This is a genomic window from Limosilactobacillus caecicola (assembly GCF_943192935.1).
In the GTDB taxonomy this organism is placed as follows: Bacteria; Bacillota; Bacilli; order Lactobacillales; family Lactobacillaceae; genus Limosilactobacillus; species Limosilactobacillus caecicola.
The window spans coordinates 34683-48355 of the sequence record NZ_CALPCI010000004.1 but is presented as its reverse complement, the minus strand read 5'-3'; the positions used below and the strand labels follow the sequence as shown (position 1 = coordinate 48355).

At 47.2% G+C, this 13673-nt stretch carries 17 protein-coding genes, 1 riboswitch and 1 other annotated feature; of the genes, 14 read left to right on the top strand and 3 right to left on the bottom strand.

Features of this window, described 5'->3' with window-relative positions:
- The first annotated feature begins 5 nt into the window (after positions 1-5).
- Positions 6-797, top strand: coding sequence for an alpha/beta hydrolase (locus tag NFR43_RS06595; RefSeq protein ID WP_251547658.1), 792 nt, complete (start codon positions 6-8; stop codon positions 795-797).
- Between the two features lie 39 nt (positions 798-836).
- Here the strand turns inward: NFR43_RS06595 and NFR43_RS06590 are convergent, their stop codons facing one another.
- The gene (locus NFR43_RS06590; RefSeq protein WP_251547657.1) at positions 837-1391 is read right to left on the bottom strand and encodes a folate family ECF transporter S component; all 555 of its coding nucleotides are present in this window, start codon (positions 1389-1391) and stop codon (positions 837-839) included.
- A gap of 57 nt (positions 1392-1448) precedes the next feature.
- A riboswitch (THF riboswitch) is annotated at positions 1449-1541 on the bottom strand.
- A 113-nt stretch (positions 1542-1654) separates the two neighbouring features.
- On the opposite strand from NFR43_RS06590, the gene yaaA reads away from it, so the two are divergent.
- From yaaA to NFR43_RS06555, 7 genes are all read left to right on the top strand, one after another.
- Positions 1655-2401 (top strand): peroxide stress protein YaaA, encoded by a 747-nt coding sequence (gene yaaA / locus NFR43_RS06585; RefSeq protein WP_251547656.1) that lies wholly within the window; start codon positions 1655-1657, stop codon positions 2399-2401.
- Between the two features lie 45 nt (positions 2402-2446).
- Entirely contained in the window at positions 2447-3037 is a 591-nt protein-coding gene (locus tag NFR43_RS06580; protein WP_251547655.1) for a DUF4767 domain-containing protein, read from the top strand.
- Between the two features lie 14 nt (positions 3038-3051).
- Positions 3052-3720 (top strand): type 1 glutamine amidotransferase, encoded by a 669-nt coding sequence (locus tag NFR43_RS06575; RefSeq protein WP_251547654.1) that lies wholly within the window; start codon positions 3052-3054, stop codon positions 3718-3720.
- A gap of 101 nt (positions 3721-3821) precedes the next feature.
- Complete coding sequence (gene sdaAB / locus NFR43_RS06570; RefSeq protein ID WP_251547653.1) at positions 3822-4490, top strand: L-serine ammonia-lyase, iron-sulfur-dependent subunit beta; 669 nt, start codon at positions 3822-3824, stop codon at positions 4488-4490.
- 10 nt (positions 4491-4500) lie between these two features.
- Entirely contained in the window at positions 4501-5382 is an 882-nt protein-coding gene (gene sdaAA, locus NFR43_RS06565; RefSeq protein ID WP_251547652.1) for an L-serine ammonia-lyase, iron-sulfur-dependent, subunit alpha, read from the top strand.
- Between the two features lie 11 nt (positions 5383-5393).
- Complete coding sequence (locus NFR43_RS06560; protein WP_251547651.1) at positions 5394-5708, top strand: metal-sulfur cluster assembly factor; 315 nt, start codon at positions 5394-5396, stop codon at positions 5706-5708.
- A gap of 90 nt (positions 5709-5798) precedes the next feature.
- Positions 5799-6404 (top strand): Fic family protein, encoded by a 606-nt coding sequence (locus NFR43_RS06555; protein WP_251547833.1) that lies wholly within the window; start codon positions 5799-5801, stop codon positions 6402-6404.
- A gap of 41 nt (positions 6405-6445) precedes the next feature.
- On the opposite strand, the gene NFR43_RS06550 is transcribed toward NFR43_RS06555, so the two are convergent.
- Positions 6446-7774 (bottom strand): M20/M25/M40 family metallo-hydrolase, encoded by a 1329-nt coding sequence (locus NFR43_RS06550; protein WP_251547650.1) that lies wholly within the window; start codon positions 7772-7774, stop codon positions 6446-6448.
- A gap of 339 nt (positions 7775-8113) precedes the next feature.
- Positions 8114-8452, bottom strand: coding sequence for a HesB/YadR/YfhF family protein (locus tag NFR43_RS06545; protein ID WP_251547649.1), 339 nt, complete (start codon positions 8450-8452; stop codon positions 8114-8116).
- A gap of 160 nt (positions 8453-8612) precedes the next feature.
- Between NFR43_RS06545 and NFR43_RS06540 the strand changes: the two genes are divergently transcribed.
- The 6 genes from NFR43_RS06540 (at position 8613) to NFR43_RS06515 (ending at position 13477) form a co-directional block, all read left to right on the top strand.
- Positions 8613-9782 carry an MFS transporter gene (locus NFR43_RS06540; RefSeq protein WP_251547831.1) on the top strand — a complete coding sequence of 390 codons (1170 nt, stop codon included), beginning with the start codon at positions 8613-8615 and terminating at the stop codon, positions 9780-9782.
- A 78-nt stretch (positions 9783-9860) separates the two neighbouring features.
- The gene (locus tag NFR43_RS06535) at positions 9861-10394 is read left to right on the top strand and encodes a nucleoside 2-deoxyribosyltransferase (protein WP_251547648.1); all 534 of its coding nucleotides are present in this window, start codon (positions 9861-9863) and stop codon (positions 10392-10394) included.
- Positions 10395-10458: 64 nt separating this feature from the next.
- Positions 10459-10706, top strand: a binding site (T-box leader).
- 62 nt (positions 10707-10768) lie between these two features.
- Positions 10769-11782, top strand: coding sequence for an aspartate--ammonia ligase (gene asnA, locus NFR43_RS06530; RefSeq protein ID WP_251547647.1), 1014 nt, complete (start codon positions 10769-10771; stop codon positions 11780-11782).
- Positions 11783-11932: 150 nt separating this feature from the next.
- Positions 11933-12271 (top strand): toxin-antitoxin system, encoded by a 339-nt coding sequence (locus NFR43_RS06525; protein ID WP_251547645.1) that lies wholly within the window; start codon positions 11933-11935, stop codon positions 12269-12271.
- Positions 12261-12551 carry a type II toxin-antitoxin system RelE/ParE family toxin gene (locus NFR43_RS06520; protein WP_309295936.1) on the top strand — a complete coding sequence of 97 codons (291 nt, stop codon included), beginning with the start codon at positions 12261-12263 and terminating at the stop codon, positions 12549-12551. The genes NFR43_RS06525 and NFR43_RS06520 overlap by 11 nt, the downstream gene beginning before the upstream one ends.
- 143 nt (positions 12552-12694) lie before the next feature.
- Positions 12695-13477 carry a Fic family protein gene (locus NFR43_RS06515; protein WP_251547828.1) on the top strand — a complete coding sequence of 261 codons (783 nt, stop codon included), beginning with the start codon at positions 12695-12697 and terminating at the stop codon, positions 13475-13477.
- Positions 13478-13673 lie beyond the last annotated feature (196 nt).

Below are 13673 nucleotides of genomic sequence, written 5' to 3'. Positions count from 1 at the left end.
TCATAATGAAAAAATGGTTTTGGTTGGGGCTGAGTAGTGTCCTGATGGTGATTGGCCTAAGTGGCTGTGGCCAACAACGGACGACTAGTAGCAAGTGGGTGAACTCAACCACCCCGACAATTTTTATCCACGGTTACGGGAGTAGTTCCCGGGCGGAAAGTTCGATGGTTAAGGCGGCGGAGAAGGCTGGCATCACCAAGACGGTGGTCAATGCCAACGTCACCACTAATGGGCACGTGACGATTGTGGGGCCAACGATCAAGGGAAAACGTAACCCGATTGTGAAGGTCAACCTGGCGAATAACCGGCAAACCAACATGGCCGTTGGCGCCCGTTACATTCGCAACGTGATTACGACCCTCCAGAAGCGCGATGGGATCAAATCTTATAACCTCGTTGCCCATTCGATGGGGAACACCGATGCCTTTAGTTTCATTAATGATTATGGAACCCAAAAGGGAATGCCAACCCTGAAAAAGCAGGTCGTCCTGGCGGGGGCGGGGGTGACCGACGCAACCCAGGGCGAGGCCTTTCGGCAAATTGGTAGTCACATGACAAACCTCAAGAACGTTTATCCGCACGCCCAGGTGTTAAACATTGCGGGGAATCTGGATGATGGCTCCGATTCGGACGGCCGGATCCCCAATGAGGCCTCCAAAGATGTCAAAACGATGCTAGGCAACCGGCCGGCATCTTACCGTTTTGTCATTCTCCACGGGAAAAACGCGCAGCACAGTAAACTGCACGAAAATCAAAAAGTTTTCAAATTAATCAATAACTTCCTTTGGAAAAAGTAAAAGAAGCCACGCTGCCTGATCGGCAACGTGGCTTCTTGCTTATTGTTGTAATGGTAATTTAATTTTACTAAATGCTTTGAGAATGACCAGAATCACTAAGGATTCAATTGGCCAGGAAATGACTTCTTTGGGTAACCGGATGGCGAGGAGGGCCATGAAGGTCGTACTCGATGAATGGCTACTCAAACTCATCACGTAGATCCACAACGTATTGAAGAAGACGTTGGAAATCAAGATTTGGAAAAATTCATAAACAAAGATTCGTTGCCAGGTGACCCGTTGCTGATATAAGAAGAGACCAGCAATCACGCCGCTGATGAAGGCGGAGAAGGTGTAACCTGGGAAGAACATTCCACCACCGGTGTTAAAAATCGTGTTGCTGATCAGATCGTTGACGATCATCACCAGCCCACCCATCCAGGGGCCTAAGAAGTAGCCGACTAATGCGGTCGCAATAAAACTCAGGCTGACCTTGAGTAAGGTCGGGTCACCCACGGAAATTTTTCCGAGGACAACTTCGACGGCCGTCAACATGGCGGCCAGGGTCAGGTAACGGGTGGTCCACCGGGGACCGGAAAATGATAGAATTGACATGGTCAATCAACCTCCCTAAAGAATTATTTTGTTAGGGAACACATTGACGGATCGTCGAGTGGTGAATGCGGACAACCAAGGCGGCAATGCCTTCTTTCACCGTTCACATTCCGTTCCGGTGGACAGTAACCCAGGAGGTCCTACCCCAACACCCGTTAATATATCGTACTTCCAAACATTATGCAATAGTCTTTTTAAGAAAATCACAAATTTGCCAACATTAATCACTGATAGTTGCTAGAGAGTTCGGAAAAGGAGTTAAAATGCAAATTATTATTTCACCAGCCAGGCGGATGCAAACTGATACCGATTCGTTTCCCACCACCCAGTTACCACAATTTTTGGACCAAACCAGGCAAATTTTGCAGTATTTGCGGGGGTTGACCTACCCAGAAATTCACCAGCTTTGGTGGAACTGCAGTGACAAAATTGCGCGGCCAAATTATGCGTGGGTCCACCAGATGGATTTGCAACGGGATTTGACGCCAGCCCTGATTGCCTTTACTGGTCTCCAGTACCAGTATATGGCACCAGATGTTTTTTCCGACCAGGAGTTGGTGTATGTTAAGGAGCATTTACGGATTCTCTCTGGCTTTTACGGTCTCCTGCGGCCCTTTGACGGGATCGTGCAATATCGGTTGGGGATGGGTGACCGTGCCCGGGTTGCCGGAACGAAGAACCTTTATCAATTTTGGGGCCAGCGCCTTGCGGATCAACTGTATCAGGAGAATGACCTCGTTTTGAATTTAGCTTCGCAGGAGTATAGTAAGGCGATTCAACCCTACGTGGCGGACGAGCGCCGGTTTGTCACCTGCCGATTTGTAGAAGCGGTGGCCGGTAAGTACAAGCAAAAGGCGACCTTGGCCAAGATGGCCCGTGGCAATATGGTCCGCTACCTAGCTAGTCGGGAGGCCACCACGTTGGCGACCGTGCAAGAGTTTAACATTGGCTACCACTTCGTTGCCGAATTATCAACGCCGACTGAATTGACCTTTGTCCGTGACAAATAGGCATCAATCGGGGATAATGGTTATGAAACGGGAGGAAAATTGAAAATGAAAAAAATCATCGCAGGTTTAATGGTTGCTGGTTCGGTCCTATTGGTGGCAGGCTGTGGGCAAAGCTCGCCAACGAACCACCGGAATCCGGCAACGCAAAGCAGTTCGGCCACGTCGTCCAGTCAGGCCACCACGAGTCAGGATGGTTCGACGACCAGCAGTACTAGTCAGAGTCACAGCAGTGCCCTGTGGAACAGTTCCAAGGATCGACAATTAGAGGAATTTATTAATTCGTGGGCACCATCAATGCACCAGTCATATGTTAAGTATAGTGGGAGTGGCGAACTCCATACCAATGTGGGCATGGACTACCCAAGTGGCCTTAGCAAAGAAGTTACTCCGGACGGTGGCTCCATCGGTTGGGCCCCCACCGGAAAGGGACCATATGATTATAATGTGGTCGCCATTTACAACTATGACCATCAGGCTGGCGAAGGGCCAGTAGGACGGATTACCTACTTTTTTGCTTTCCACCACGGTCAACCGGTCGCCCTGGTCGACCAAACTAACAATGGTGACCCGACTTGTAAACCCACTGCTAACGTCGATGTGGCTAGCAACTTTACCCGGATTGCCAATAGTAACTAACGGAGGGTGATAAAATGCGGATCAATGTCTTACAGCACACGCCAAATGAGGGGCCGGGGTCAATACAAGAATGGTCCCATGCCCACCATCATGAGATGTACGTGTACCACCCAGCGCAGTTTGGCAAGCTCCCCACGGCGGCTGAAACGGAGTTGCTAGTCATTTTAGGTGGACCAATGAGTCCGCATGATAACGATGAATGGATCCACCAAGAACGGGAGTTGATTCGAGCAGTCCACGCGCAAGGCAAGCCGATCTTCGGCGCCTGTTTTGGGGCCCAACAGATCTCAATGACCTTCGGCGGACAAGTGATGGCGTCACCACATAAGGAAGTTGGTTGGGCGCCCGTTTATCGGCAGTCAACCCGCATTGCCGGAATTCCGGAGCAACTAACGGCCCTGCACTGGCACCAGGAGATGTTCACGATTCCGGACGGCGGCGAATTATTGTTCTCCAGTGACCTTGTCAAAAATCAGGGGTTCATCCTGGATAACATGGTTGGCTTGCAGTTCCACTTTGAACCGCTGGTCGATAATGTCCGTGAAATGGTCGTCAATGATGGTGAATACGCCCTGGACGGCAATGACCTCCACCAAACCCCGGCGGAGATCCTTCGCCATGGAGTACCCGCTGAAAATCGGCAGGTAATGTTTAGAATTCTAGACGAAATTACAAATGACTAAAAAATGGGTTGTGATCTCATTAAATTTGATGATCACAGCCCATTTTCAAGTTAAAACGCTTTATAATTAAGTTACAAATTACACAAAGGGAGGGTACGGTAATGAGTGGTAACTACCGAAGCGTCTTTGATATTATTGGGCCCGTCATGGTTGGCCCTTCGAGTTCGCATACGGCGGGGGCGGTTGAGATCGGCCGGGCGGCACGGACAATTTTTCAGGAAGTGCCCAAAAAGGTGACGGTCCATTATTATGAATCATTTGCCCAAACGCACCGTGGTCACGGGACTGATTTTGCAATTGCGGCCGGCATCATGGGTTTTCCACCGGATGATGCCCGGGTGCCAATGGCGCCGGAGTTAGCTAAGCAGGCGGGAATCGACATTCGCTTTGTCGAAGAGGATGGGCCAAGTCCAATTGACCATCCGAACACGGCGATCCTGGACTTATCTGACGGTGGCCACCACCAAACTCAAGTGGGCGGTTGCTCAGTTGGGGGCGGAGCGATTGAGATCCGTTCGATTCGGGTCCAAGGGGTGGAATTGCACCCGGCTGGTCCGTTGCCAATCGTGCTGTACCTTGATCATGATAAAAATAAGCCATTAGTGAAGGTCCTCGCCAAGATGCTGGATAAGAGCGCCAAGCTCAAAAAGCAGCAAACCAAGCTGGTCCACGATGGCGAGTTGTACGAATTTGATATGTTTAAATATTTGAAGCCCCAACAAATTACGGAACTCAAAGAAAAGTTCAAAGGGATTGTCTGCCTAAAGTAGAGGGTTAATCATGTTTGATAGCATTAAAGAACTGGTGGCCAAGGCCGAAGAGACTGGTCAACCGTTATCAGAATTAATCATCAACGCTGAAGTTGAGAGCTCCGGTATGCCCAGAGAAGAAATCTGGGACAAGATGAAGCATAATTTGAATACCATGCGGCAAGCCGTTACGAAGGGGGAGACCGGTGAAGGCGTCCACTCACCCACGGGCCTGACCGGTGGCGAAGCGGTGAAAATCCGCGAGTACCGGAAACACCACAAATCATTGTCTGGTGACATCATGATGGGCGCTGTCCAGGCCGCAATGGCTACGAGTGAAGTTAATGCGGCCCTGGGGGTGATATGTGCGACCCCGACGGCGGGATCAGCCGGCACCTTACCAGGCGTCATTGAGGCCCTCCAAGAACGCTTGGATCTTGACGAAGACGGCCTGATTCGTTTCCTTTTTACCGCTGGTGGCTTTGGTCTGGTCATTGCGAACCACGCCGGTATTGCGGGGGCCACTGGTGGTTGCCAAGCGGAAGTGGGGAGTGCTTCGGCCATGGGCGCGGCTGCTGCCGTTGAAGCCGCGGGTGGCACCCCACAACAGAGTGCCGAGGCCCTCTCAATTGCCATCAGCAACCTGCTGGGTCTGGTGTGTGACCCGATCGCCGGGTTGGTCGAAATTCCGTGTGTCAAACGGAACGCGATTGGCACTGCCAATGCGCTCGTCGCGGCGGACCTGGCGTTAGCCGGTTGCGTCAGCAAAATCCCGGCGGATGAATGTATCATGGCCCTGGATAAGGTCGGCAAGCAAATGCCAACTTCGCTGCGGGAAACCGGAATTGGTGGTTTAGCCGGCACCCCAACTGGTCAGGCAATCAAAGCGAAAATCTTTGGTCATGATGCGTAGTGGTGATGATCATGAGAGATCCAGAAACCATAAAAAATGAGATTGTTGCAGAACTCGCCACCGTCATCGACCCGGAATTGCGGATGGACATTGTAAACCTGGGCTTTGTTTACAGCATTGACCTGGATGATGACGGGATCTGCTTAGTTGAATTGACCCTCGAAATTTTGGGTTGCCCACTCACCGGTGTGTTAGCCAAAATGGTTAAGGATGCGGTGTTGCGGGTGTCAGAGGTGAACAACGTGGATGTTGAATTTATTACGTCGCCACGCTGGACCCGCGACCGGATGAGTGACTATGCCAAGGTTAGTTTAGGCGTGTATTGAGAATAATAAATCAAAGATGAGGTCGTTAATACCGTGAAGTATGATGATAAATATGAATTAACTCAAGAACAAAATCGGCGGTTAGCAAAAATGAACCTCACCCGTTTAGTTTTTACTAATTCGCGATTCGAAGGTATTAATACTACCATGCCACAAACCCAAACGATCATTGATGGATTGGGAGTGGATGGTGTTTCAATTGATGATATCAATACAATTGTCCAATTAAAACGTGGTTGGCAATTTATTATTAATGATGATGAAAAGCTTTCACTCGAATTTGAAGAAAAAGTGAATGCAATTGTCGCTAAATTCGATTCACTTGACCCAGGCCATTTACGGACTGGAAATGGGTTAGTCAATACTTTAAATGGTGAATTTACACCACCGACAGTTAGTCAACAGGATGAAACTAATTACCTTCAATCATTATTAGTAGCGAATAAAAGTACTACCGAGAAAGCAATGCGCTTGATGTACCATAATATGCGTCAGCAAATTTTCTGGGACGGCAATAAACGGACTGCTACACTTGTTGCTAACAAGATCATGATTGATCATGGGGCTGGTTTGATTAATGTTCCGTTGGCAAAGTGGGGAACTTGGAATCAATTAATCTCAGATTATTACGATTCAGGTAATGTCATTCCATTGTTAGACTGGACATATGAAAACGGCATTAATGGAATTGATTAAAAAACAAGCTCGACACCAATTCGTGTCGAACTTGTTTTCATTTATAATGATTGCAAAATTTGATCCAGTAACGTAACCGTTTGGACTGCGTCACTCAGGCGGATATTTTCATTGGCCCCGTGGACGTGGGAATTAGCATTACCAAGCCCGAAACTCAAGACTGGCAACTTGAGCAGCCGCCCAAACGCGTAAGCGGGTCCGGCCCCAAAACTGTTTGGAATGTATTCCACCCCATCTTGACCATAGATAGTCTGGGCAGTGCGGTGGACTAATTTAACAAACGGGTGGGTTACGTCACTGCGGTATCCCGGTTGACCAACCAAGTATTTGACTTTCACATCAGCGAATCCATTCTTGGCGAGTTGCTGACGGACCAATTCTGGAATTCGGGTCGGATTTTGATTCGGTGCCAAACGGAAATCCAGTTTAGCTGAGGCAAAACGTGGGAGGACGGTTTTGACGCCTGTTTCTTGGTAGCCCGCGGTAATCCCTTCAATGTTAATTGTGGGTTCATTGGAAAGGTCGCGCTTTGGTGTTTTGGTCAGGAGTGGTTGGGTCAGACCTTCAGCGGCGGCGACCTTAGCGGGATCGAAATTAATTTGTTCGATCAGTTCCTGTTCGGCGGGTGTTAATTCATCCACGTCATCGTAAATCCCATCAATGAGGATCTTTTTTGAATGGTCATCCCGTAGTGAGGCCAACGCCTTGGCTAAACGCCAAGGAGCCGATTCTGCGTATGAAGCTTTGGAAGAATGAAGATCGGTATTGGCGGTCGTCACTGACAGTTCCAGGCAGGAAATGCCGCGGAGACCACCGGTGATTGTGAGTTGGCCTTCAGCGTTTTTCGCACCGCCTTCCCAAACCACTGCATCAGCCTGAAGTTGGTCTTCGTGGGCCTGGGTGTATTTGATGACATGGCTACTGCCGATTTCTTCTTCTCCTTCAACGTAGAACTTCACGTTCACGGGCAGGCCGCCATGTTCTTGATAATATTTCAGAAGGGTGAGGCGAAAAATGAGTTCGCCCTTATCATCACTGGCTCCGCGAGCAAAGAGGGTGTCATCAATCACGGTAGGTTCGAACGGCTTCGTGTCCCATTGGTCAAGTGGCTCGGCAGGTTGGGTATCATAGTGGTTGTAGAACAGGACGGTTTGGTCACCCTTGCCAGAAAATTCGGCGAAAATGACGGGATTACCGCCCTGGTCGTTCCATTTTTCGACCGTGTTGGCACCTAATTGTTTAAATTGTTCAACGAGCCAATTACTGGTGGCTTCGATGCCAATGCCTTGCGCCGCGATGGTTTTAAAGCGTAATAGGTCGCTAAAGTCTTGCCAGTGTTGGAATGTGTATTCTTTCAATGATTCTGTCATGATTATTCCTCCTCAATGAAAAAACGCCCCGCGAATTGCCTTGGCAATTCACAGGACGTTGAACTGATAACGTGTTACCACCCGTTTTTAGGCTTGCTTCACAACAAGTCCCTTCTTGAGTACCCTTGCAGAGACTCATGCGCGATAACGGGCGGACCCGTAAGTGGCTAATGATTCACCACTTACCCTTAATTATGAGACCATTTTCTTTAAGGGTAATTGACCGTTTCTCATCATCATGGCTCTCTGTACAATCAGTGACTTAAATACTCATCTCGTCAGTGAGATTATTAGATTACCGTTATATTATTAAAAGATAATGAGAAAGTCAAGGGGGCATTACATGAGATATTTTTCATAGTTAATGGAAGCCCCCGCGACCGTATCGGGACCACCAGCAAAGGTAAAGGTCAGGCCATCCTGGTCATTATAGTCAACCGTGGTGGTGAGGTTCGAAAAGAACCAGTCATCATCAAAGTTGACGTGGTAATTAATCCCGTCCTTTTCAATTTCATAAATTGGGCGGTCGGGGTGGTTATCCTTCGCATAGCCCTGTTTGGGACCATGCTCGGCCGGAATTTTATCCGAAGCGGCGAAGAATTTCACACCGTCACCAGCTTTTAATTGCAGCTCTTGGATCAACCATTGGCCAGCGGCATCTGTAATCGTCATTTCCATTTTGCAACCCTCCTCGTCTTCTTGCCCAATATTTTACCACTTTTGATTTTTCCGGGATGGTGAGTAGATTTACGACCATAATTTTCGTACAATGGAATGTGCGAATTTTTTATGAAAGGACGTCAGGGTCGAATTAATTTCGACAGGCGAGGGCAAAATGATGTCGAAATATCGTTTACAAGCTATTTTATTCGTGTTCGTTGCGTTTATGCTTGGATGTAATGAATACATGATCGTTGGGGTCTTACCCGATATTGCAAAGGAATATCACAGTTCCCTTTCTTCCTTAGGGTACCTCGTGACGATGTTTGCTTTAATCTATGCGGTTTTTACGCCAGTGATTACTTCGGTGGCCAACCGCTGGAAGAGGCACCACGTCTTACTCACGCTGATGGTGGTCTTTTTTGTTGGGAATACCTGGACGGCACTGGCCACTAATTATCCGTCGCTGCTGTTGTCACGGATGTTGACGGCGTCCGTAGCCGGGGCCATTATTTCCATTGTGTTGGTTTTAGCTAGCTACGTTGCCCCGCGGGACAAGCGGGCCAGCCTGGTCTCGTGGGTGTTTGCCGGTTTTAGTATTGCCTCCGTCATTGGGGTCCCATTAGGAACCGTGATTAGCCAGCATTTTTCCTGGCACGACAGTTTCTGGATGATCACAGTTCTTACGATTGTGGTCTTTGGTCTGCTAGTGTGGTTAGTTCCTCACGACACGCCGCAAGTGGCTGGCCACTTGGGTGACCAGTTCTCCCTGTTTAAGGATAAGCGGGTCTTGATCGGTTCCATCTTTGTGATTGCCGTTTGTGCCGCGGACTATACTTTCTATACCTACGTGCGGCCAATCATTACTAATTTGATGGGCTTTGATAACACCTGGTTGAACTGGTTGCTATTTATGATGGGGCTTTTCTTCATCATCGGCAATAAGTTTGGGGGCCTCCTTGCTGACAACGGTGGGGTGCATCGTTTGCCGGGGGTCTACGTGGTGATGACGGTTCTCTTGGTGGCCCTAGCTCCGGCTTTCCACTTCAAGTGGCTCGCCATTGCGATTGTAGCGATTCTCTGTATCACCTTCGCTAGTTATGGGGCCTCTACCCAGTTGATGTTCTTAGACATTGCGGAAAAGGAATACCCACAATCCCTGGACCTTGCTTCATCACTTAACTCGATTTTTGCGAATATCGGGATTTCGCTGGGGTCACTGGCGGCAGCGGAAACGGTTCGCTTCTCATCATTGAGTAACGTCGGCAATATCGGAGCAGTTTTTGGTGTCTTAGCAATTATTTTAATTACAGTCGTTAGCCGCAACTACGAAGGAATGCGGCATTAATCAAACGGGCGCTGACCATTTTGTCAGCGCCTTTTGTGTTAAAATGGAAATCTAATTTACATTTTTGGAGGAATGATCATGGAAACAACCGTGAAGCTAGCTGGCAAAGAGTACGTTGACATTACTGAAAATACTGGGGTTTCCCCAGTCCGGGCCTACATCCAATGTTCCTGGTTTAGCCCAGAAGAAATTAAGTTCATGGAGGAAGGACTGACGGCTTTAGGACAAAATAAGACCGTTTCTTTGAAGTACAGTCACCACCCCCTCAGCCACCAATTTCATGACATCAACGTCAATGAACATCCCGAGGTCATGGATGATTTAACTTGGCAGCAGAATACTTACCAGATGGATATGCATGCCATGTACGGCAATGACATGGGGATTGGTTTCTTCATGCCTAGCAAGCCGGACGTCGGTCAGGCGTATGAACAGGGGGTGCTTTATGCGCTTCACAAACCAAATGTTGTCGTGGTGCCGGATGATGAAGTCACCATTCCGTTGAACCTCATGGTGGGCTGTGGAAACACCCAAATCATCAAAATGAGTGAAGTGGCCACTTTTGACTTCCATGATGTTATCTTTAAACCATACGATGGCAAAGTGTTCTAAAAAAATTAGAAAAAGTCCTTGCCTTTTTGAAAAATAGGTTTATTATAATATCTAACAAATTGATTAAAAAACGATGAGAAAGACGAGTAGGTATTGTCATTCGTCAAGTGAGCTAAGGATAGTGGAAACTTAGCCGACCCTGTGATATTGAAAAACCCTTTCCAAGTTGCTAACCCAAATGGTTTTCAAAGTAGGCTTAGTCGTTTCCAGCACGTTACCGCTGGCGGAGTATGTTAGTACTCTTATTGAGTGATTTAGTCTTCGACTAGATAACTTGGGTGGCACCGCGGAAAGAAGCCTTTCGTCCCATGATTGCAGGGACGGAAGGCTTTTTATTTGCGCCCCAATTCAGCAATATTAAGGAGTGCATAGTTATGACAGAATTAATTATCCCTAAGGACTACGATCCACGTTTATCAATCCGCGAAACCGAAGCCGCTATTCGCTACATTCGGGAAACCTTCCAGGATGAAATTGGTAAGGAACTGAACTTGCAGCGGATGTCAGCCCCAATGTTTGTTGAAAAGAGTACTGGTTTGAACGATAACTTGAACGGGGTGGAAATACCGGTGTCCTTTGAAATGAAGGCTCTGCCTGGTGAAACCATTGAAGTCGTTCACTCATTGGCAAAATGGAAGCGGCTTGCTTTGAAACGTTACGGTTTCGGCATGCACGAAGGTCTGTACACCAACATGAACGCCATTCGTAAGGATGAAGATTTGGATAACTTCCACTCCATCTACGTCGACCAATGGGACTGGGAGAAGATCATCGCCAAGGATGAACGGAACGAGGAAACTTTGAAAGACACCGTGCGCAAGATTTTCAAAGTCATCAAGCACATGGAACATGAAGTTTGGTACAAGTTCCCCCAAGCGGTTTATCATTTACCAGACGAAATTCATTTCGTAACGACCCAAGAATTGGAAGACCGCTGGCCGGATCTGACCCCGATGGAACGGGAAGACAAGATTGCTAAAGAGCTTGGCTGTGTCTTTGTGATGAAGATTGGTGACAAATTGAAGCGTTCTGGCAAGCCGCATGATGGTCGGGCCCCCGACTACGACGACTGGGCCCTCAACGGTGACATCATTTTCTGGTACGAACCGTTACAAAAGAAACTGGAAATCTCCAGCATGGGTATCCGGGTCAGTCCTGAATCAATGAAGTACCAGCTAGAACAAGTTGGGGCTGCTGATCGTGAAAGCCTGCCATTCCACAAGATGTTGTTGGAAGGGAAATTGCCATACACGATCGGTGGTGGGATTGGTCAATCCCGCTTATGTATGCTGTTGCTTGGCAAAGCCCATGTTGGTGAAGTTCAAGCCAGCATTTGGCCAGCCGACATGCGTGAAAAGTGTGCCACAGCTGGTATTCAACTCCTGTAAAAACATCATTGACAGCGGTCCAATGCTCATCCTACTTCACCGCTGCTGTTCAGTGCAACGTCCTCTGGGGAGGGCGTTTTTTAGTTTGATTTCAGTAATTACTTGTAATTACTGAAATTGAATGTAAAATGATTATGAGGTGATAGCGATATGGATATTGTTAAAGCTCGTAAGCAAGGGAATGCAGTAATGGTAACTATTCCGAAGTCATTCAACGTCACAGCAGGAACTGCTTTGAAACCACAATTGACGAATCGGGGAATTTTTTTTGAATTCGTCAATCAAGATGACTTTTTTAATTTTGATGAGGAAATTTTGACTGATTTAGTTCGGGAGGGCTATGAAGGCGAGAAGCTGATTGAACAATATAAACATGCCAAGCATCATTTGTCACAATCCATGGACAAACTAATTGATGAAGCTGAAATAGAAACAAGGAGCCAACCCGCGATGAGCAGGGAGGAGTTTGAAAAAGAAATTGGTTTATGATGTTAAACAGACTAAGCGGGTCCTGAAGTACCTAAAGAAAATCAAAAACCGGCAATTAAAGCGCAAATTTGTTGATTTAATTTATGGTGAATTAGCGGCGAATCCTTACATCGGTCGAGAAAAGAAGGGGGATTTGAGAGAATTTTACACAGCTGGATTCAATTACCAGGAAACGACATACCGGGTTGCTTACCAAATTAATGCGGACAGCTTGCTGATTATTGTTATTCTGGCCGGTTCACATGAAGGCTTTTACGAGCAATTAAAAAGGATTAAGTGAGCTTTTTTGTGTCCGTAGTACACAGTTTCAAGTAGAATTAACCATGATAAGATAAAAGAAAAGAACTATGGGAGATGAGTACGTTGACCAAAAATGGTGAATTAAACCGTAAGTTAACAACCTTATCCGAATTAAAAACAAAAATGGACTCGTATCGTCCATTGAGTAAAACGCAGGCTGAACAACTGGAAAAGAATATTAGAATTGAACATGTTTGGTCGTCAAATGCGATTGAAGGTAGTACACTGAACCGTTATGAAACGGCTTCGATTCTCGATACTGGAATGACAGTGCATGAAGTTCCCTTAAAAGACGTCATGGCGGCAGTAGATTTGAATCAGGCCTATGATTACATGCTTGACTTGGTCAGTCGCAAACAAAAATTATCTATCACCATGATTCGTGATTTAAATCGGCTGGTGATGTTAAAAAATACAGACCAACGGGAAGAAGCCGGTGCATACCGGGCAATTGAGGTTTGGCCAAACGGACGGGAGGATCGGCATTATACGTCACCTTTGGAAATCCCATTTCAGGTGCAAGAGTTAGTTGATTGGGCCAATCATGCTGTTGAGAATGAACATCCGGTTAAGTATGCGGCAGATTTGCATTACCGATTTGTGACTATCCATCCTTTTATTGATGGTAATGGGAGAACAGCGCGCTTGTTAATGAATTTTGCGCTCACCCAAGCTGGATATCCGGTCATTAATATTCAACCAGATCAACGGTCGAGAAGTGAATATATGCAAGCGCTGTCACACGCACAAGATACGGGTGACCTCAGCGAGTTTGAGCTATTAGTGGCCGATTATGCTGAGCAAACCTTGAAAGAACGGTTGCAGATTCTTCAACAGAACGAAAAGAACCTGGAGGAAGCGGCTCGTGATACTCATTTACTTTCAGATTCAAAGGATGAAAAGTGAGCTTTTTTCATATTGACTTCCACTAAAATTAGAGTATGATGATAAAAATTGAAAAGCTCTAATAAAGCTGATGATCACATGTTTTGCAAGGTCGGAAACTTAATCTTTCAAAACGAGGCTGTGGTCCAAACGGCTGATTTCACAATGGGGATCGAGATCGAAATGGACCGGATTGAAGAAGGGGTGAAGGAGGGTA